This window comes from Shewanella sp. S1-49-MNA-CIBAN-0167, assembly GCF_040310145.1.
Taxonomy (GTDB): domain Bacteria; phylum Pseudomonadota; class Gammaproteobacteria; order Enterobacterales; family Shewanellaceae; genus Shewanella; species Shewanella psychromarinicola.
Map to the genome: position 1 here is coordinate 1 of NZ_JBEOPO010000047.1, position 21,406 is coordinate 21,406.

Sequence of the window (21,406 nt, forward strand, 5' to 3'; positions counted from 1 at the left end):
TATAAGACGCCACATCAGAAATATAATGAGTTAAAAAAAGCGGCTTAAAATCTCTCCAGAAATACTTGACCATTACAGGTATAGTTTCGATTAGAGAAGCTGCGGCTGGGAAGGTGATTTATAAAAACAGATTCTACACCGGTATGGAGCGTCCGCCCGGGCCAATGGGATTTGTAAAGCCGCCTGACCTTTATTCGAGTCAAAAGGAGTTCAGGCTTTTGTGGGTTCCTAGGGAAGCCAATGGGTTAAATCCATTTCTCTTAAAGTGTCCCGAAGTAGGTCATTTGTGTAAACGAATCGCCTAATTGGGTAGCCGGAGGTGTTTAACTTCCTGCCCCCCACATCACACTGCATATGGCTCCGCACAGGGCGGTTCATTTTGAATGCTTAAATTAAACTTTCTGGTTAGCCTCTTGGTTTCGGGTGTGAACTGCTATTCATTCTTCTCTCAGTGAATGCAATCTAGCTTTGTTAAGATAATCATTACTAATGCGAAACGGAGGCTGTAGAGTTTCAACTCTAAATGGTTTCTGTCCGTGCGACCTGAGGTCGTATGAAGCGCTGTTCACCGCGATAAGAGTGAACCATCTGTATCACCAGATGACCCTAAGACTCTGAATAAAGCAGCGAGTCTGACAATGTAACGAAGTCCATTGGACGGGAACAGAATCGTGAGAGGACGTTCTTCCTGATAACCACAATCGGGTAAGTGCTAGGGTGTCAGTATGATGAACGTAAGTGAATCCATATAAGGTGCGTTATACGATGAACAGCGGAAGTGGTTAATACGCTGTGGCCAAAAGGCATGAGAGTTGGAAAGAGATTGGACAGTGCTCTTTCGTGATCAAATAACTCTCCGCACTATAGTGGGCATCTAACCTGACGTTGCGCGACATACGGAACAGGGTAAGCCTGTATTGCTCCCCTTGGGGAAAGTGGCCTGCGAAGGCTACCGATAGTAATGCAGGTAAAGGAGGCTAGAAAAAGCGAATGCCGCATTGTAATGATGCGGATACTGATTTTATCTGGCGCGAAAGCGAGCTGACTTCTAGCTGGTCTCCCGTTGCAAGAAAATTTGAGGAACTTTATTAATGGAGAAACGCAAATGATGGCTTCAAACGAAGTTAGTGCATCTCCTGACAATGCTCAATGGCAATCCATTAACTGGAAGGCGGTTAAGCAACATGTATTAAAGCTTCAAATGCGCATTGCAAAAGCAACCCGAGAAGGTAAACGCGGCAAGGCGAAAGCATTGCAGTGGATATTAACTCACTCTAAATCAGCAAAATTGCTTGCTGTTAAAAGAGTTTCTCAAAACAAAGGCAGCAAAACACCTGGAATCGACGGCATCATTTGGAACAGTGATGCTCGTTGTATAGGTGCGGTCAATCAACTGAGCCGAAAAGACTATCATGCCAAACCGCTCAGGCGTATCTACATCCCCAAGAAAAACGGCAAGCTCAGACCTTTAGGCATTCCCTGCATGATAGACAGAGCGCAACAAGCGCTTCATCTTCTAGCCTTGGAGCCTATTTCGGAAACGGTGGCCGACCTCAATAGCTATGGCTTTCGACCTAACCGAAGTACAGCAGATGCAATTGCACAGTGCTTCAAATGTTTATGTATGAAGCGCTCTAGCCAATGGGTTCTTGAGGGTGACATCAAAGCTTGTTTCGATAAGATAGGTCATCAATGGCTCATCGACAACATTCAATTAGATAAGCGAATGCTGAAACAATGGCTTGGTTGTGGTTTTGTTGACAAAGGATTGTTCTATAAGACAGCGGAAGGAACACCACAAGGTGGGATAATATCTCCTACTCTTATGCTGCTCACGCTTGCTGGATTAGAACAATTGGTTAAGTCTATTGCCTGTAAAACAGGTAATAGAGTCAACTTTATCGGATATGCAGACGATTTTGTTATCACAGGTTCTTCGAAGGAAGTGCTCGTTAATGAAATCAAGCCGCAACTAATTGGTTTTCTACAGGAAAGAGGCTTAACACTCTCTGATGAGAAAACGCACATAACTCATATCGATGATGGTTTTAACTTTCTGGGATTCAATCTTAGAAAGTACAAAGGCAAACTGCTCATTAAACCGAGCAAGAGCAACGTTCTATCATTTTTGAGTAATCTACGTGAATTCATCAGAAAACATCCAACAATCCCCGTTAACGATTTAATCAAAATATTGAATCCGAAGCTGAGAGGATGGGCGAATTATTATCGTCATTGTGTGGCAAAGCGAACCTTCGATTATGTAGGCCATCAACTTTTCTGGTTGTTATGGCGATGGGCGGTAAGGCGTCACCCAACGAAAAGTAAGGACTGGGTACGTCGAAAATACTACATGAATCGGATAGGTGGGTGGCAATTCCACGGCTGGCAGAAAATCGCCAACATGGACTGTCATTTTAATCTGGTTCAGATAGCTCAAACGCCAATAAAGAGACATGTGAAAATCAGGAGTGCATCAACGCCATTCGATCCTCAATACCTAGCCTATTTGGTTAAGAGGAAACCGAAAAAGCAAAGTCGCAATTCTTGGTTCGATCCTGTTTTGGCTGCTATGTAGGGTGCTGGGTAACAGAATACGCCTTAGTGGAGGCTTGAGCCGTATGCAGTGAAAGTTGCACGTCCGGTTCTTAGGAGGGCGGCACTTGGTAACAAGTGCCGCCTATCCGACAACTACGAGTTAGCTTAAAAAGTAACCGCCTAGCGAACCACACCTAGCATCGATAATCTGACTATTTGAAAATACCGACTCAATGATAAATTCGGAACAGGTGATGACAACTAACAAAACAAGTGCACAGTGGCAGCGATTACTTTCGCAGCGCATTTAGCTGCACTAATATTGAATGTTGCCAACAGCATAATGTCTCTATTACGACTTATTATAAACAGCGCACTTTACTGGCTGAGGACCAGCCAAAACCAAGTTTGCCAAAGCAAAGGCCGAACTCACGCTTTATTCAGTTAAAACAAACGACGACAGAATAACTTAATCCAATAAAAATGCCGACATTTTCGATCAACGATTAACGAGTTCACGCCTCACTAAGCTAAAGTTTACTACCCTACAAAATCTAAGCTTGTTATGCCCCCCTATTATTGATTAGAAAACACTCAAATGCTAACATATTCTATAGGACTCAGTGATACACTTAAAGGATGTTAAGTGGGCAGAATATTTAAAACACCTGACTTTGCATCTTGGGCTAAAGATGAAAGTGTAGATGATTCGGCCTTATTGACTGCGATTCAAGAAATTGAAGGTGGGCTAATAGATGCCAAACTTGGTGGCAATGTCATTAAAAAACGTGTTGCCCGTACTGGCCAAGGTAAAAGTGGCGGTTTTAGAACCATTATTGCTTTTAAAGTCGATGATAAATCAATTTTTATATTTGGTTTTTCTAAGAATGAAAAAGCGAATATTTCAACAAAAGAAAAGACTGCATTAAAGATTATGGCCAAAGAGTTACTCGCTTACGATAATAAGCAATTAGCAAAAGCATTGAAACACAAAGCACTATTTGAGGTAATACGAGATGAGTAGATTATTAAAATCACTTCATAACACAGCACAAGGCTTACATGATGCAGGGATCATGAAAACAGCCACCATGCGTGAGCTTGATGAATTATGCTTACCTGAAGTTAACGTATTATCTGCTGCTGAAATTAAACATATCCGTGTCTCAAATAGGCTTAGTCAACCCGTATTTGCTAGAGGTCTTAATGTCTCGGTATCCAGTGTACAAAAATGGGAACAAGGCAAGCGGCATCCAGAAGGGCCCGCTTTAAAACTGCTAAATCTCGTGCAAAAAAATGGTTTTGATTTACTTAAAGCGTAGAGACTACTTGAGACAAGATAAGCTTAACGTTGTCCTAACAAAGCAATATCTAATCCTACATAACTAAACCACCAATAAAAATGCCAGCATTTCTGCTGGCATTTTTGTTCAACAATTAACTAGTTAAAGCTTAAAGCGCGGCTTGGAAAATCACGCTGTCAGCTTTCTTAGTGTAAGAATCGATTTGGTCGAAGTTCAAGTAACGATAAGTATCAGCTGCAGAGGCATCTAATTCTTTAGCGTAATCTTGATATTCTTCAGGTGAAGGTAAACGGCCTAATAACGCCGCTACTGCCGCAAGCTCTGCAGAGGCTAAGTAAACGTTTGCCCCCGTACCTAAACGGTTAGGGAAGTTACGCGTAGAGGTTGATACAACCGTTGCACCTGCCTCTACACGTGCTTGGTTACCCATACACAAAGAACAACCAGGGATCTCAATACGAGCACCAACACGGCCGAAGATGGCGTAGTAACCTTCTTCCGTTAATTGATCGCGATCCATCTTAGTCGGTGGTGCAATCCATAAACGGGTTGGTAGCGTGGTAGCAAACTTTTCTAGCATCTTACCGGTCGCACGGAAGTGACCGATGTTGGTCATACAAGAACCGACAAACACTTCGTCAATCTTAGTTTGGGCAACGCTTGATAATAATACTGCATCATCAGGATCGTTTGGTGCACAAAGAATTGGCTCTTTGATGTCGTTTAAGTCGATTTCGATCACTTCTGCGTATTCAGCATCGCTGTCCGCTTGCATCAACTCAGGATTAGCAATCCACTCTTGCATTGCAACGATACGACGTTCAATCGTACGACGATCGCCATAACCTTCAGCAATCATCCACTTTAACATCACGATGTTAGAGGTGAGATATTCAATGATCGGCTCTTTGTCTAGCTTAATGCTACAACCTGCAGCTGAACGCTCAGCAGAGGCATCAGATAATTCGAATGCTTGCTCAACTTTAAGCTTTTCAAGACCTTCGATTTCTAATACCCGGCCAGAGAAAGCGTTAATTTTGCCTTTTTTCTCAACCGTTAGCAGACCCATTTCAATGGCTTTTAATGGGATAGCATGGACTAAATCACGTAAGGTGATACCGGGTTGCATTTTGCCTTTAAAGCGGACTAACACTGACTCAGGCATATCAAGAGGCATAACACCTGTTGCCGCAGCAAATGCCACTAAGCCAGAACCTGCAGGGAACGAAATGCCAATAGGGAAACGAGTATGTGAATCACCACCCGTACCAACGGTATCGGGTAATAACATCCGGTTTAACCACGAGTGAATAACCCCGTCACCTGGACGCAATGACACACCACCGCGGTTCATAATGAAATCCGGTAATGTGTGATGAGTTGTCACGTCAACAGGCTTTGGATAAGCCGCGGTATGGCAGAAAGACTGCATAGTTAAATCAGCACTAAAGCCTAAACAGGCTAAATCTTTCAACTCGTCACGTGTCATAGGGCCAGTGGTATCTTGTGAACCCACTGAAGTCATCTTAGGTTCACAGTATTGACCCGGACGCACCCCATCAACACCACACGCTTTACCGACCATTTTCTGAGCTAAAGTATAACCTTTGTCAGACGCGGCAATGTCTTGTGGGCGAACGAATACTGTCGATGCTTCAAGACCTAAAGTCTCACGCGCACGGTCAGTAAGACCACGGCCAATAATCAACGGAATACGACCACCAGCACGGACTTCGTCTAATAACACCTCGGTTTTTAATTCAAATGTTGAAATCACTTCATCTGTGCCATGACGCTTAACGACACCTTGATAAGGGTAGATATCAATGACATCACCAGTGTCCATCTGATCAACGTTGAGTTCGATCGGTAATGCACCCGCATCTTCCATGGTGTTGAAAAAGATCGGCGCAATCTTATTGCCTAAACAGAAGCCACCAGCACGCTTGTTCGGCACATAAGGAATATCATCGCCCATGAACCATAACACTGAGTTAGTGGCAGATTTACGTGAAGAACCGGTACCAACAACATCACCCACATAAACTAATGGATGACCTTTGCCTTTCAACGCTTCGATTTCTTTGATGGGTCCCACAACACCTGATTCATCAGGCACAATACCGTCACGAGCATTTTTCAACATCGCTAATGCATGCAGTGGAATATCAGGGCGAGACCATGCATCTGGCGCAGGCGACAAATCATCAGTGTTGGTTTCACCAGACACTTTAAATACGGTTAATGTGACTTTTTCAGTCAATTTAGGACGGTTTAAAAACCAATCGGCATTGGCCCAAGCTTCAACCACTTGTTTAGCCGATTCATTGCCCGCTTGCATTTTTTCAACAACATCGTGGTATGAATCAAACATCAACAATGTATTGGAGAGTGCTTTAACAGATAGAGGTGCTAATGCGGCATTATCTAATTGGTCAATTAACGGGTCAATGTTGTAACCACCTTGCATAGTGCCAAGTAGTTTAACAGCATGTTCAGCGCTTAAGATCGGAGATGACACAGTGCCTTTAGCTACGGCATCAAGGAAAGCGGCTTTAACATAAGCAGCTTCGTCTACTCCAGGTGGAATACGATGTTCTAGCAAATCGAGGACGAATGCCTCTTCACCTGCGGGAGGTGTTTCAACTAACTTAACCAGTTCAGCCACTTGTTGTGCATTTAATGGCTTAGGGACTACGCCCTCTGCAGCACGTTCTGCGACGTGTTTACGATATGCTTCTAGCACGGCAACATTCCTCTTTGTTTGACGCCTAACGGCAAAACTCAGCGTCATTATGATACGCTGATAATTCCACTGGTTCGGGCTTGAAATCCGACCTCCAGTATACTACAGCTTTGTAAAAGTATGAATCAGCTCACACTATTAGCGAGATGAAATCAACGCGATTTATCAGCCCAGAAATCAATTTACCGACAAGTTTACTAAAATAAAATTAGACAATAGTTTTAAACAGCCTTAAATTTCATTAGATACATGAACTTACAATGAACCAATGATTAAACTATCCACAAAGTTATATTCCACGCTGTCGATTAAATATTTTTTATAAAACACGGTTCTGATTGTGCCCTATCAACAACAAGGCAATAATTAGCCCTGACTATCGCCACCTTTATGGAACCAATATTGTGTCAACCCAGGTAAAAGCCGTTATTTTTGATATGGATGGAATTTTAATCGATTCTGAACCCGCTTGGCAGATAGCCGAGCAAACTGTACTGAATGGTTGTGGGCTAAACCTCAGCCTTGAAGAAGTGGAGCAAACGACAGGCATGCGGATCGACCATGTTGTGAGTTATTGGTATCAACGCTTTCCTTGGCCAAATTATGATAATGCCGCCACGGCGACAAAAATAGTCAATGAAGTGATAGCCCAAATCAACGCCAATGGTGAGCCCATGCTCGGCGTGATTGAGTCGCTGGACGCGTGTAAACGTCTAGGGCTTAAAATAGGATTAGCCACCTCGTCGTCATCACGGATTATTGAGGCTGTTTTGCATAAACTCACTATTGGTCATTATTTTGATGCGATTGAATCTGCTGAAAATCTAGCTTACGGCAAACCCCATCCCGAGGTGTATTTAAATTGTGCCACAGGGCTGGGCATAGCGCCGAGTCAATGCATCGCTATTGAAGATTCGTTTAATGGTTTGATTGCGGCTCGGGCAGCCAGCATGCAAACGGTAGCGATCCCTGCGCCTCATACCGCAACTCAAACTAAATGGGTTATTGCCCATCATCAGCTCGCTCACGCAGGATTATTACCCGCGCTGCTAGGGGCCTAGGCCGCTACGCGGATAGTGCGCTTCGCTTCTAGGGCGGACTTCGTCACTGCTAGGATCGCTACGCTGCTAGGGCGGACTTCGTCCTGCTAGGGACAGCTTCGCTGCTAAGATTTAATAGCCTCTGCAGCGTCCTAGCTTCTAGGCTTTTAGCTTGTATAGCATCTAGCCGCGTAGCGTCCTAGCAGCGAAGCGCTCTAGCCACTAGACTTTTGGCTTAGATAGACTGCCTAAAAGTTTTTACCGACAAATAAATAGAAAGCCGTTTCACCGCGGTCAGTAAAACCAAAACCTAATGCCGCGGGGCCCCAATCGGTATCGGTACCTAAATACATACTACTGGCGAAAATCAAATCATCTAAAGCGACATCATCTCGCTCAAACCATACATTACCCGCTTCAAGGCTCGTCCCTAAGTACAAAGGTAAGTCGGTGATTAGCACATCACGGCCGAGATCATACTGATAGATCACCGCCGCAAATACTTTATGCGCCCCGACTAAGGTATCTTTGCGAAAACCAGACAAGTTTAAGAACCCGCCTAAATCAGCAACATGTATGGTAAAGTCACCATCATTCTCAACCGTAGCCAATTCCATTTTACCGACAATGGCATGATTACCAAGCTTTAACGCACCTTTCCAGTCAGCCTCAAACTGCCACGATAAACCATCACTCGAAGTGTTGCCAACGTTACTTAAGCCCTTATAAGACTCATCTCTTAAATAGCTGACAAAGGTGATTCGATTACCTTCTGTCGGGAAGCTAATACTGTTTAGATTATCATAGGCCACTTTAAAATAGCCGCCGCTTGAATGATAGTTAAGCGAGTCAACCGAGCCAAACTCACTACTCACGCGGCCATCTTCTGCGATAAAACCTAATTCAATAATACCATCAGGGTCAAAGTTATAGCCTACACCTAAAACGATTTGAGCCACGCTATTTTCAAGTTCAACATAACGACTGTCTTGATCAAACAAATCCCAATCTTTCATTTCATATTGGAATCTTCCTAGGCTGTAAAATGTTTGATCACGATCTAATGGTTGATAAAATTCAGTAGCCACTAACTTTTTAAATCCTAATTCTAATTCGTTACGCCACTCACCACCATTTTCAGTCAAGTCGGTCATGGTATAAGCTAAGCTAAGGGTAATCGCTGAATCTAAGGTGAAGTCATCCTCCCAATTAAATCCCGCTTGAAAATAGTTCGGCCCCCATGATTTAGCTCTGGTGGTAATGGTTAAAATTCGCCCTTGTTCAACATCTTCAAATTCAGCATCAACACGCTCAAATTTATTCAGCGAATACACTCGGTTTAGGGCTGAATCTAAATCCTCTTTGCTAAGCACAATACCTTCGGTAATCCCTAAACGCTCACGCAGTAATTTCTCACTGACTTTTGATTGATTATCAAAAGCAATTTTATAAATGGGTTTTTTAAGCGGATCTAACCACAGCGCGCTTTGTTGTAATTTACTCGCTTGATAAGCCAAATAATCTGATTCACTAATGCCAAGAGGCGCTAACGTCACCAACTCTAAATTGGCGGCATCTTCACCTAATTTGAGTGCCAACGGCATAATGGAAAAATCTGTGGTACTTAAGCTATCAATAGCAGGACGAATTAAAATATCGCTTGCAGTCAGTAAGGTTTTTTGGCGCGCCGTGCTCGCTTGAGTCAAAATGGTTGAGAGTTGCTCTAATACGGCAAGGGTACTGTCTAAGTTTTCTTGTTTGGTCAGGGCAGATCCAATATCGACAGCGATGATAATATCGGCACCCATAGCTTTGACTACATCAACAGGCATATTGTTAGCAATGCCACCATCAACGAGTAAACGACCGTCAATAAGCGCAGGCTGCAGCGCGCCCGGTACAGTGGCAGAGGCTTGCATCGCTTGTACGACACTGCCACTAGATAACACTACCGCTTCGCTGGTCGCTAAATCAGTCGCTACCGCCCGATAAGGAACGGCTAGCTCATCAAAGTCACCAAACTGTTCAACTAATCCTGTCGATTTACGCAGCAACTGCGACATACTTTGACCACGCAACAAGCCGCTGGGTGAGGTTAAGCTATTATTGCTATAACCCACAGTGAGTGGAATATTAAACTGATCCCGTTGCTGTTTATCACGGTAGCTTAATTTATCTCGCGGAATCGTATCTGAATAGCCTTTAGACCATTCACCATTAAGCATAATTTTTTCGATTTGGTCGGCGTTGTAACCGAGCGCATACATGCCGGCGACATAGGCGCCAATACTGGTGCCAGCAATATAATCTACAGGGATATGATGTTTTTCAAGTACTTTCAGCACCCCAATATGGGCAGTACCTTTGGCGCCGCCACCACTGAGCACCAAGCCAATGGTCGGTCTTTCTTTAGTAGATATTTTGGCAGCATAGACTGGTTGCACCGCTAAGCTAAAGCAAATACAGCTAGCCAAAAACCAAGTCGTCAGGTTAAGGCGCAAAGTTTGTTGCATAAATCATTCCGAAAGTAAGTAAAAACAACTCATTCTAACAAAATTTGACCAATAGCCATACTAATGGATAGCAGCAGATGACACCAACCAGACAAAAGTGCACATTACTCATTAATCAGCATTTTTCGCTTAATGTCGAGTTCAAGTTCGGCTTTGGGCATCGGCTTGGCAAAATAATACCCCTGAATAACATGGCATCCTCGCTTAACCACTTGATCCAATTGCTGCTCCGATTCAACGCCTTCGGCGATAACGTCAAGGGATAGGTTTCGCGCTAATTCAATAATACTGCTCACAATAGCTTGATCGGCTTGATTGGTATCAATATGAATTAAAAATGAGCGATCAATTTTTAGGGTGTTCACTTGGAATGACCGTAAATAGGCAAGTGATGAATAACCGGTGCCAAAATCATCTATGGCAACATTAATACCTAACTGCTTAAGTGCGAGTAAGTGTTGGCTGGCAATATCGATCTCTTTCATCAATACACCTTCAGTAATTTCTACCGATAAACACCTTGCAGGCATTCCCGTTTGATGCAGTGTTGCGGTTAAAAAGTCGATGAAATCTGGCTGCCTAAAATGCATAGCCGATACGTTAACAGACACTTTTATCTCACTCTGATACTGTTGATGCCAGCGAGCACCGTCGAGACAAGCTTGAGTCAGCACCCAGCGATCGATCTCAACAATCAAGCCACAGGATTCGGCAATACCAATAAACACATCGGGTCTGACCATGCCATCTTTTGGGTGTTTCCAACGGATCAAAGCTTCAACGCCTACGATTCTATTTCGTTGGTGAACATCGATCTGGGGCTGGTAATACAATTCAAATTCATTGCACAGTATCGCTCGATGCAAATCAGCTTCTAAGCGCAAATGGTATAATGCTTCTGCATTACGCGCAGCGGAATAATATTGAAAATTCCCCCGGCCCTCTTCTTTTGCATGATACATGGCTAAATCGGCATTTTTTATCAAGGTATCGGGGGTTTGATCATCACCAGACCAAATGCTAATGCCAATACTGGTCGAAATAAAGAATTCCCGCCCGTACAATTTAAAGGGCGTTTCGATTTGTTTTAACAGTTGTTTGGCTATGTGATTAATGGTATCGACATCTTTGGCGTCACGCAGCAAAATAACAAATTCATCACCACCAAAACGGCACAACAAATGCTCTTCAGACAAACAAGACTGCAGTCGACTTGCGGCTTCAACTAACAATGCGTCACCCATACTGTGACCGTATGAGTCATTAACATGTTTAAATCTGTCGAGGTCTAAAAACAGTAGCGCTAAGGTTTCGTTCTGTTGCTTTGCCGTTTCAATAACCTGGCCTAATCGACGCGAAAACATCGCCCGATTAGCTAAGCCAGTTAACATGTCATTGTTTGCTAAGCGGCGCAGATGAAGCTCATTATGTTTACGCTCAGTGATATCTGAAAATACCACCACATAATGTAATGCAGAGCCATTTAAATTAAACATGGTCGACACATTTATCCGTACAGGACATCGGCTACCATCACTACAATTAAACTCGCATTCTCCGGTCCAAAAGAGCTCCTTATCAAACACATCATCCATGTCAAAAGGCTCTACCGTCTCAAACACTAAGTCGGAAAAAGGTTTGCCAGCTAAATCACTCTTTTTAGCCGCTAGAATTAAATTAGCAGCAGCATTACTAATTTTGATATTTTTATTCACGTCTAAGATCAACATGCCTTCGGAGGTATTCTCAAACGCTTGAGCTAATAAATTGACCTCACTTTCAAGTGCTCTTTGCTGAGTGATATCGGTATACATCCCTGCAGCGTGAATTAACCTTCCACTATTTTGATCAACCTCAATGGCGCGGCCTTTAATCCGCAGCCAATGCCATTGATGATCATGTTCATTTTGATATCGGTACTCAATATCAATCATGTCTGTTGCAGATAACAGCAACTTATTCCAGGCTTTAGTGATCAGCTCAATGTCATCTTGATGAATGGGAATTTCTTCTAGTTTCATTTCGATATACGGTATAGGACCCAGTACACCACCTCGATTATCTAATGATAAAAGTCGCGTATTGCCGTGCCACTCCCATAAGTCTGAATCGCTGCCTTTCAACGCTTGGCGCAAACGGTCATCACTTTGCAGCAATGCAACGTTCATTTTTTTAAAGCGATTGATCTGTCGCTGCCTAAACACCAATATCACTAATACAATAAGTAATAGGCTAAAGGTTAATGCACCTTTGAATTGTTGCGATCGCCACCAAAATTGCTTAACCATAAAGGGATACTGAAAGGGTTCGCTCGACCATACACCATTTCTTTTATATAACAGTTCAAGCACATACGCCCCTGCACTTAAACCGGTAATATTAATTTGTGACTGCCCTTCTAATAACACGTAATTCCCAGTGTCGGCGCCATTCTTAACCAGACGATACTGTATGGTCATCGGCTTATTATCAAGGTAATCGAGAATGGCAATTTGAAAGCTAATTAAGTTGGCACCAGGTTCGACTTGCGACAATTGGCTTGGGATCAAAAAAACGGCGGTATTATTCTCATAATATACTGACACAGATTCAAGTATCACCTTGTCATTGACAGTACGTGGGGCCAGTTTATCAAGATCGATTAACATCGCGCCGTCTGGCGTACCGACATAAAATCCTTTATCAGGATCATAAAATTTTGCCGACTCATTAAATTCATCAGAAATGAATCCATCTTTATGGCTAAATGAACTGACTTTACCTGACGTTTTATTGACTTTAATGATGGCACTAGCACAACCGATAATATGGTCCGTAGCCGTTTCTTGAAAAAAGAACACCACTTTACAGTCGATCTTCCACTGTTGATCAAGCGAAATAATCTCATCGGTCTGAGTATTTAATTGATAAATACCTTGCTGGGAAGTGCCTAACCAGATAACGCCTGGGGCCACTTGTATAATACTATTCATCGTTGGGAGATTAGTAAAATCGGCAAATACATCCACTTTAGAAACATATTCATCAGCGGTGGTTAAATAGCCAAAATGTTTACTGCCACTAATCCATAAACGATCCGCATCATCCCTTAATAAGGCTTTATATAGCGTATTACTTAATGACTGCTTACCATTTGATAGCGCTTGTAAGGTCAAATCATCATTACCCTCTTGCCAATAGTACAAGCCTTTATTGGTGGTAAACCAAATCATATCGTTAAACAATTCGTCACGATAAATACCGATGACGATCCTATCGCTCAGCGACGCTTTGCCACCACTCCACTGAGCAAAATCAGTACTAGTATTGGTTAATTTATTGACCACATATAAACCACTGGTGGTAGCTAACACAAGGTGCTGTGCGTCTAGGGAACCAATCCGATAAATACTGTCATTAAGTTCAAACCCTGCTGGGATTATCATGGTTGATGTTTGGTCAAGTGTATTAACCACAGACAAACCACCATCGGTACCTAACCACACTTTGTCGCCTTCACTGTATACCGACCACACCATTTCATTATCAAGTTGATAAGGCGGTTTTTTAGAGTAATCATCAATTAAAAATTCAGGTTTGCCCGCAATCACAGCAAGACCATCACCTGAACCACCAACCCACAACAACCCCTCTGCATCAACCGCCATATCATGAATGTAATCAATATTAGCTCTTTGTTTAAGTTCGTCACGGTATACGATTAGCTTGTTGTTTTCTTGGCTCCAAAAAATCAATCCTGCACGGCTTGAAATCCATAAATCACCATTAAGATCTTGCTCCATTTGCTCAACATAATAAGGAATTTCAGGCACAGATTGCAGTGTGAGCGTATTGGTATTGACCTTAAATAACCCTTTCGATGTCAGCATCCATACCCGCTGTTGTTTATCTTGAAACAGCTTTCTAATGGAACCGTTTTTATCCGACCATGGAAATACGCCGATGAAGGTCCCGTCAGCCTGATGAAGTTGCAGCACATGATCAGTGGAAAACAAATATTGCGCGTTGTTTAATTCAAGCGCGTTACGCCAAGGTAAATTGTGATCTAATAAATGACTAGGGGATAAATACAATTGCTGAGAAGTATCATCAAAATAATAAACTTGGCCAGAATACGCTAATATTAACAGCCGTCCATCGAGCTGACGCTGAGTCGCTGCCACGCGAATACTGTTATTAATATTAGTGACATCATTGTCTTTAGGCTTAAGCAACAAGCTAAACTGATTATCTAAAATACTGTATAAATATAACGAGGAATTGGTGCCAATAAGTAAATGGTCTTGGCCAGAATTAACGACGGTAGAGATGAGCTCATCATCAAGAACTGAATCAAAACCGACTTTATCGATGCGCCTAACTTTATTATTACTAACCCGATACAAACCTTGCTGAGTCGCCAACCAAACAAATCCATAATGGTCAAAGCTTATATCTTGGATCGTGGCATTGGCTAACCCATCGCGCGCAGTAAACACTCGCTGAACGATATCTGCTGCACTCGCTGGAGCAGCGCTGAATAAGTAAAAAATCACACTAACAAAGCAACAGATTACCGCTTTTATCATAAATTAAGCCTATACCTCGAAAAGAAAATATTTGTACTCATCGTCAACATCAGCCGATGAGACTACCGCGGCCAGCATTATTATTTAACGGCTCTGCAGTTGGAACAAACAATATAATCTTTTAAACGGAAACAAAAATAATCCTGTATAACGTCTGACAAGTTATTTTTTAGCGAGTTTATCTATCTTTTTTTTATAAACAATATTAATGTTTTAACATGATTATGTTTATAAAGTAATACTTTCAGCTAAGACTCCTCCACAAAGTCAAATTGTAGGTAAAAAAAAGCACCCCTAGATAGGGGCGCCTTATGTCGTCAAGTATTAATTACTTCTTCTTAACCGCTTTAGGGTTAGGTAAATCAGTAATTGAACCTTCATACATTTCAGCCGCTAAGCCAACTGATTCATGTAATGTTGGGTGAGCATGGATCGTTAATGCTAAATCTTCAGCATCACAACCCATTTCAATGGCTAGGCCAATTTCACCTAATAATTCACCACCGTTAACGCCGACAATAGCACCACCGATCACCCGGTGAGTCTCTTTCTCGAAAATTAACTTAGTCATACCTTCGCTGCAATCTGATGCGATTGCACGGCCGCTTGCTGCCCAAGGGAACGTCGATGTTTCGTAAGCAATACCTTGCTCTTTCGCTTCTTTCTCAGTGAGGCCGACCCATGCAACTTCAGGGTCAGTGTAAGCAATTGATGGAATAACTTTAGGATCGAAATAGTGCTTCAAGCCCGAAATCACTTCAGCGGCAACATGACCTTCATGCACACCTTTGTGAGCCAACATAGGTTGGCCAACGATATCACCGATAGCATAAATATGCGGTACGTTGGTACGTAACTGCTTATCAACATTAATAAAGCCACGCTCATCAACATTAACACCGGCTTTTTCAGCAGCCAGAGACTTACCATTAGGTGAACGACCAATGGCGACTAATACTGCATCATAACGTACAGGTTCTGCAGGCGCTTTCTTGCCTTCCATTGTGACGTAAATACCGTCGTCTTTGGCTTCAACCGCGGTCACTTTCGTTTCAAGAATAAGGTTAAACTTCTTCTTAATTTGCTTAGTGAATACACGAACAACGTCTTTGTCTGCAGCGGGAATAACTTGGTCAAACATTTCAACCACGTCAATTTCACTGCCTAAAGAAGCGTATACGGTGGCCATTTCTAGACCAATAATACCGCCACCCATCACTAATAACTTACCTGGAACTTCTTTCAGTTCTAGTGCATCAGTCGAATCCCAAATACGTGGGTCTTCATGGGGAATAAACGGTAATTTAATGGGACGTGAACCGGCAGCAATAATGGCTTGTTCAAACTGAACCACTGTCACTGTGCCATCTTCTGCAGTGACTTCTAAGCTATTAGGGCCAGTAAATTTACCAAAACCATTAACCACATCAACTTTACGCATTTTAGACATTCCGCCTAATCCGCCGGTTAACTGTCCAACAACTTTATTTTTAAAGCCACGTAATTTGTCTAAATCAATCTTAGGCTCACCAAAAACGATGCCATGATCAGCAACCGCTTTGGCTTCTTCAATGACTTTTGCTACATGCAATAGTGCTTTTGAAGGAATACAGCCAACGTTCAGACACACACCACCAAGGGTACTGAAACGCTCAACAATTATGGCGTCTAAGCCTAAGTCAGCAGCACGAAACGCCGCAGAATAACCTGCTGGGCCTGCCCCTAGTACGACTACTTGAGTTTTAATTTCGTTACTCATGATTTCCTCTAATCTTGTTCATTCCGTGTGAAAGACGGATCGGCCCAAATGTCGATGTCGCCAGCTTGAAACTTACGTTTCACGTCCAATTTCCATTCAGTTGTTAACTAAAAAATTGGGATGGGCGCATTTTATACTCAAATCAATTTGTTTGAAACCGATCACAATAAAAAGGTCGCTCTTATGAGCGACCTTTGGGGTTATAAAATCAATGTGCGAATGTCTGATAATATTGCAGATAAGGTCACACTAAAGCGTGCAGCCATCGCCCCATCAATAACGCGATGGTCATATGACAAGGATAAGGGCAACATTAATTTAGGTTGAAACTCTTTACCGTTCCACTTTGGCTTAATTTCAGATTTTGACACCCCTAAAATCGCCACGTCTGGGTAGTTAACAATCGGCGTAAACGCCGTACCGCCAATACCACCTAAACTTGAAATAGTAAAACAGCTACCTTGCATATCAGCCGACTTTAACTTGCCATCACGAGCGCGGATAGAAATATCGGTTAATTCACGCGACAATTCTACAATGCCTTTTTTATCGACATCACGAACCACAGGAACCATTAAGCCATTCGGGGTATCAACAGCAACACCAATGTGGAAATATTTCTTTTGGATAAGTGACTCACCGTCACTGCTTAAGCTCGAGTTAAACACAGGGAACTCAGCCAATGCTTTGGCAACCGCTTTCATCATGAACACCAATGGGGTGATCTTATAATCGGCTTTTTTCTTCGCAGCAAGCTCGTTTTGTTGCTTACGGAATGCTTCCATCTCAGTGATATCAGCTTCGTCAAACTGGGTAACATGTGGAATGGTAACCCAGTTGCGATGTAAGTTAGGACCCGACAATTTCTGGATCCGGCTTAATGGCACTTCTTCCACTTCACCAAACTTACTGAAATCAACCTTAGGCGCAGCAATCACGTTTAAGCTGCCAGCACCACCAGCAACCGCCGTAACAGCTGAAGCTTTAGGACGTGACAACTCGTACTTAACAAACGCTTGTACGTCTTCTTTCAAAATACGCGCTTTACGGCCAGTACCAGACACCTTGCTTAAATCAACACCAAATTCACGCGCTAAACGACGTACCGCAGGTGATGCATGTGCTACACCTGTTGACGTAGGCTTCGCTGCACTTGGATGATACGGCACAGGCGGAGTTGATGGACGACTTGCCGCTATTGTTGGCGCTGGCGCTGCGGGTGCAGGTTCAGCTTGCACTGGAGCCGCTTGGGCCACTGGCGCAGTACTTGTGGTTTCAATGGTAGCAATTAAGCTACCTTGAGATACTTTATCGCCCACTTTAACGGTTAACGACACTAACTTTCCGGCAAATGGAGCCGGTACTTCCATGGTCGCTTTGTCAGTTTCAAGGGTAATTAAGCCTTGATCTAGAGTGATGTCATCACCTATAGAAACCAACACCTCGATAATATCAACATCACTAGCGTCGCCAATGTCAGGTACATGAATTTCTTGTACTTGAGTTGTCGTTGCGGCTTGTGCTGCAGGCGCCTGAGCCGCTTGAGCAACCGGTGCAGCTGCTTGTGGCGCAGATTCAACAGGTGCTGCTGCAACAGGCCCAGAACCGGCCACTTCTAGCGTGATAACCAATGAACCTTCAGACACTTTGTCGCCCAAGGCCACTGTCACAGATTTAACCACACCTGCTTTAGGTGACGGTACATCCATGGTGGCTTTATCGGTTTCTAAGGTAATCAGACCCGTATCAACATCAATGCTATCGCCAACAGCAACCAGAACTTCAATAATAGACACATCGGTGTCACCACCAATATCAGGTACTTTGACCTCAATCACTTCTGAACTGCCAGCACTTGGCGCGGCGGCAGGAGTAACTGCCACTGGCGTTACAGGTGCAGGAGCCGCAGCTTGGGCAACTGGCGCTTCTGCTTTAGGTGCTTCTGCTTTAACAGGCGCGGCGTCAGCAGCACTCATCATCGCGATTAACGTGCCTTCAGACACAGTATCACCTACAGCAATCTTTAATTCTGCCAAGGTGCCAGCAAAAGGTGCTGGAATGTCCATGGTTGCCTTATCGCTTTCAACTGTGATGATTGACGCTTCTTTTTCAAGAAAATCACCCACTGCAGCACAAATTTCAATAACTTGTACGGCATCAGTATCGATATTAGGAACCAAAATTTCTTTTAATTCAGCCATTTTGTATCCCCTTACGCTAACTGTGGGTTGATCTTATCAGCATCAATGCCATATTCAGCGATGGTTTTCGTTAACACATCAACAGGCATTTCATTACGATCAACAAGTGACTTCAGCGCCGCAATAACAATAAACTTGGCATCCACTTCAAAGTGATGACGTAAGTTTGCACGGCTGTCGCTGCGACCAAAACCATCGGTACCCAACACTTTATAATCTGTTGGTACAAAAGCACGTAATTGCTCGCCGTATATTTTCATATAGTCGGTAGCCGCAATTACAGGCGCATCTGACGATAACACTTGACTGACATACGCTTGCTTAGGCTCTGCGGTTGGGTGCAACATGTTCCAACGCTCAGCAGCTTGACCGTCACGGGTTAACTCGTTAAAGCTGGTCACACTGAATACGTCGACACTGACACCAAAGTCTTTGGCTAATGCTTGTGCTGCATTGCGAACTTCTTCAAGAATAGTACCGCAACCCATTAACTGAACTTTACCTTTACCACTACCAGCAACAGACTCAAGCTTATAAATACCTTTGACAATACCTTCTTCAGCACCGGCTGGCATTTCTGGCTGCACGTAGTTTTCGTTCATGGTGGTTAAGTAGTAGTAGATATCTTCTTGATTTTCGCCATACATACGACGAATACCATCTTGTACTACCACCGCAATTTCATAACCGTAAGTCGGATCATAAGAAATACAGTTTGGAATCGTGTTCGCCAACACGTGGCTGTGACCATCTTGATGCTGTAAACCTTCGCCGTTCAATGTTGTACGGCCTGAAGTACCACCCACTAAGAATCCACGCGCACGCATATCGCCTGCGGCCCACGCCATATCACCAATGCGTTGGAAACCAAACATTGAGTAATAAATGTAGAAAGGAATGGTTGGCATATCGTTAACAGAGTAGCTTGTTGCTGCAGCAACCCAAGATGACATCGCGCCTAATTCATTGATCCCTTCTTGCAATACTTGACCGGTTTTATCTTCACGGTAGTAAGCAACTTGATCAGAATCTTGTGGGATATATTTTTGGCCTTCATGAGCATAAATGCCCACTTGACGGAATAAACCTTCCATACCAAAAGTACGCGCTTCATCAGGAATAATCGGCACAATGCGCTTACCGATTTTTTTGTCTTTTAATAACGCCGTTAATACTCGAACAAACGCCATAGTTGATGAAATTTCACGGCCATTTGAGCCTTTCAAAATCGAATCAAAAATCTTCAATGAAGGGATCTCTAACTCTTCAGTGAATTTTTCACGACGTTGTGGTAAATAACCTAATAACGCTTCACGGCGACTCTTCAAGTATTTCACTTCTTCAGAGTCTGGACCTGGATGATAAAAAGGCAGATCTTCTAACTTGTCATCCGGGATCGGAATATTGAAACGGTCACGGAAATGACGGATAGAATCGACACCCATTTTCTTGACGTTGTGAGCGATGTTTTTACCTTCACCCGCGTCACCTAAACCGTAACCTTTAACCGTTTTGGCTAGGATAACCGTTGGACGGCCTTTGGTTTTTTGTGCATGTTCAAGGGCAGCGTAAACTTTAACCGGATCATGACCACCACGGTTTAAGCGCCAAATGTCATCATCTGACATGTTAGCCACCATTTCGGCCGTTTCAGGGTACTTACCAAAGAAATGCTCACGGGTCCATGCGCCGCCTTTGGCTTTACAGTTTTGGTATTCACCGTCTACGGTTTCTTCCATTAACTGTAATAACTTACCGCTGGTATCACGGGCCAATAATGGATCCCAATAACGACCCCAAATCACTTTAACGACTTCCCAGCCTGCGCCGCGGAATTCGCCTTCAAGTTCTTGGATAATTTTACCGTTACCACGGACAGGGCCATCAAGACGCTGTAAGTTACAGTTAACAATAAACACTAAGTTATCTAATTCTTCACGTGCCGCTAAACTAATAGCACCTAATGCTTCTGGTTCATCACACTCACCGTCGCCTAAGAAACAGTAAACCGTTTGCTTAGAGCAATCTTTTAAACCACGGTCAGTTAAATACTTCAAATAACGCGCTTGGTAAATCGCTTGAATAGGACCTAGGCCCATCGATACCGTCGGGAACTGCCAATAAGTAGGCATTAACTTAGGATGCGGGTATGAAGAAAGACCTTTGCCATCGACTTCTTGACGGAAATTAGCCATTTGCTCTTCAGTAATACGCCCTTCAAGGAATGAACGCGCATAAATACCGGGTGCGATATGGCCTTGGAAATACACCAAGTCACCACCATCTTGCTCATTAGGTGCGCGGAAGAAGTGGTTAAAACACACATCATAAATCGTCGCACTAGAAGCAAAACTTGAAATATGGCCACCAAGCTCTAAATCTTTCTTAGAACCACGTAACACCATCGCCAAGGCATTCCAACGGATAATCGCCCGAATACGGCGTTCCATTTCTTGGTTGCCGGGCATATTTGGCTCTTGGCCTGCAGGAATGGTGTTTAAGTAAGCAGTTGTTGCATTGTAAGGTAAGTGAGTACCGTTACGACGCGCTTTATCGATTAATTTTTCGAGTAAAAAGTGTGCTCGTTCAGACCCTTCTTGCTCTAGTACAGCTTGCAGAGCATCAACCCACTCTTGGGTTTCTGATGGATCTAAATCTTGAAGCATATCTTCAGACATATCGCAGTCCTTCTCTATATACGGGTTATATTTCGGCTTTAGTTGCTGCTTGTTGACAC

The 21,406-nt window shown here is 43.3% G+C and carries 10 protein-coding genes; 4 read left to right on the forward strand and 6 right to left on the reverse strand.

Annotation, left to right across the window (positions count from 1 at the left end; translation table 11 throughout):
* Positions 1 to 1,105 precede the first annotated feature (1,105 nt).
* The 3 genes from ltrA (at position 1,106) to AAEZ00_RS17955 (ending at position 3,860) form a co-directional block, all read left to right on the forward strand.
* The gene (gene ltrA, locus AAEZ00_RS17945; RefSeq protein ID WP_351089312.1) at positions 1,106 to 2,578 is read left to right on the forward strand and encodes a group II intron reverse transcriptase/maturase; all 1,473 of its coding nucleotides are present in this window, start codon (positions 1,106 to 1,108) and stop codon (positions 2,576 to 2,578) included.
* Positions 2,579 to 3,184: 606 nt separating this feature from the next.
* On the forward strand, positions 3,185 to 3,562 hold the full coding sequence (locus tag AAEZ00_RS17950; protein ID WP_351089314.1) for a type II toxin-antitoxin system RelE/ParE family toxin: 378 nt from the start codon (positions 3,185 to 3,187) through the stop codon (positions 3,560 to 3,562).
* A complete protein-coding gene (locus AAEZ00_RS17955; RefSeq protein WP_124013436.1) occupies positions 3,555 to 3,860 on the forward strand; it encodes a helix-turn-helix domain-containing protein in 306 nt (101 codons plus the stop codon). The genes AAEZ00_RS17950 and AAEZ00_RS17955 overlap by 8 nt, the downstream gene beginning before the upstream one ends.
* A gap of 130 nt (positions 3,861 to 3,990) precedes the next feature.
* Here the strand turns inward: AAEZ00_RS17955 and acnB are convergent, their stop codons facing one another.
* On the reverse strand, positions 3,991 to 6,588 hold the full coding sequence (gene acnB, locus AAEZ00_RS17960; RefSeq protein WP_124013435.1) for a bifunctional aconitate hydratase 2/2-methylisocitrate dehydratase: 2,598 nt from the start codon (positions 6,586 to 6,588) through the stop codon (positions 3,991 to 3,993).
* Positions 6,589 to 6,989: 401 nt separating this feature from the next.
* Between acnB and hxpB the strand changes: the two genes are divergently transcribed.
* Positions 6,990 to 7,649 (forward strand): hexitol phosphatase HxpB, encoded by a 660-nt coding sequence (gene hxpB, locus AAEZ00_RS17965; protein ID WP_351089335.1) that lies wholly within the window; start codon positions 6,990 to 6,992, stop codon positions 7,647 to 7,649.
* A 227-nt stretch (positions 7,650 to 7,876) separates the two neighbouring features.
* Here hxpB and AAEZ00_RS17970 read toward each other — a convergent pair whose 3' ends face one another.
* The 5 genes from AAEZ00_RS17970 to aceE form a co-directional block, all read right to left on the reverse strand.
* Positions 7,877 to 10,141 carry a patatin-like phospholipase family protein gene (locus AAEZ00_RS17970; RefSeq protein WP_351089316.1) on the reverse strand — a complete coding sequence of 755 codons (2,265 nt, stop codon included), beginning with the start codon at positions 10,139 to 10,141 and terminating at the stop codon, positions 7,877 to 7,879.
* Positions 10,142 to 10,245: 104 nt separating this feature from the next.
* Entirely contained in the window at positions 10,246 to 14,709 is a 4,464-nt protein-coding gene (locus tag AAEZ00_RS17975; RefSeq protein ID WP_351089318.1) for an EAL domain-containing protein, read from the reverse strand.
* 328 nt (positions 14,710 to 15,037) lie between these two features.
* Positions 15,038 to 16,468 carry a dihydrolipoyl dehydrogenase gene (gene lpdA / locus AAEZ00_RS17980; protein WP_124013432.1) on the reverse strand — a complete coding sequence of 477 codons (1,431 nt, stop codon included), beginning with the start codon at positions 16,466 to 16,468 and terminating at the stop codon, positions 15,038 to 15,040.
* 200 nt (positions 16,469 to 16,668) lie between these two features.
* The gene (aceF, locus tag AAEZ00_RS17985) at positions 16,669 to 18,669 is read right to left on the reverse strand and encodes a dihydrolipoyllysine-residue acetyltransferase (RefSeq protein ID WP_351089320.1); all 2,001 of its coding nucleotides are present in this window, start codon (positions 18,667 to 18,669) and stop codon (positions 16,669 to 16,671) included.
* A gap of 11 nt (positions 18,670 to 18,680) precedes the next feature.
* Complete coding sequence (gene aceE, locus AAEZ00_RS17990; protein ID WP_124013430.1) at positions 18,681 to 21,347, reverse strand: pyruvate dehydrogenase (acetyl-transferring), homodimeric type; 2,667 nt, start codon at positions 21,345 to 21,347, stop codon at positions 18,681 to 18,683.
* Between the last annotated feature and the right edge of the window lie 59 nt (positions 21,348 to 21,406).

Coding starts and splice junctions, on each gene's coding strand:
- ltrA (WP_351089312.1), top strand. CDS start 1,106: ATGATGGCTTCAAACGAAGTTAGTGCATCTCCTGACAATGCTCAATGG.
- AAEZ00_RS17955 (WP_124013436.1), top strand. CDS start 3,555: ATGAGTAGATTATTAAAATCACTTCATAACACAGCACAAGGCTTACAT.
- AAEZ00_RS17970 (WP_351089316.1), bottom strand. CDS start 10,141: ATGCAACAAACTTTGCGCCTTAACCTGACGACTTGGTTTTTGGCTAGC.
- AAEZ00_RS17975 (WP_351089318.1), bottom strand. CDS start 14,709: ATGATAAAAGCGGTAATCTGTTGCTTTGTTAGTGTGATTTTTTACTTA.
- lpdA (WP_124013432.1), bottom strand. CDS start 16,468: ATGAGTAACGAAATTAAAACTCAAGTAGTCGTACTAGGGGCAGGCCCA.
- aceF (WP_351089320.1), bottom strand. CDS start 18,669: ATGGCTGAATTAAAAGAAATTTTGGTTCCTAATATCGATACTGATGCC.
- aceE (WP_124013430.1), bottom strand. CDS start 21,347: ATGTCTGAAGATATGCTTCAAGATTTAGATCCATCAGAAACCCAAGAG.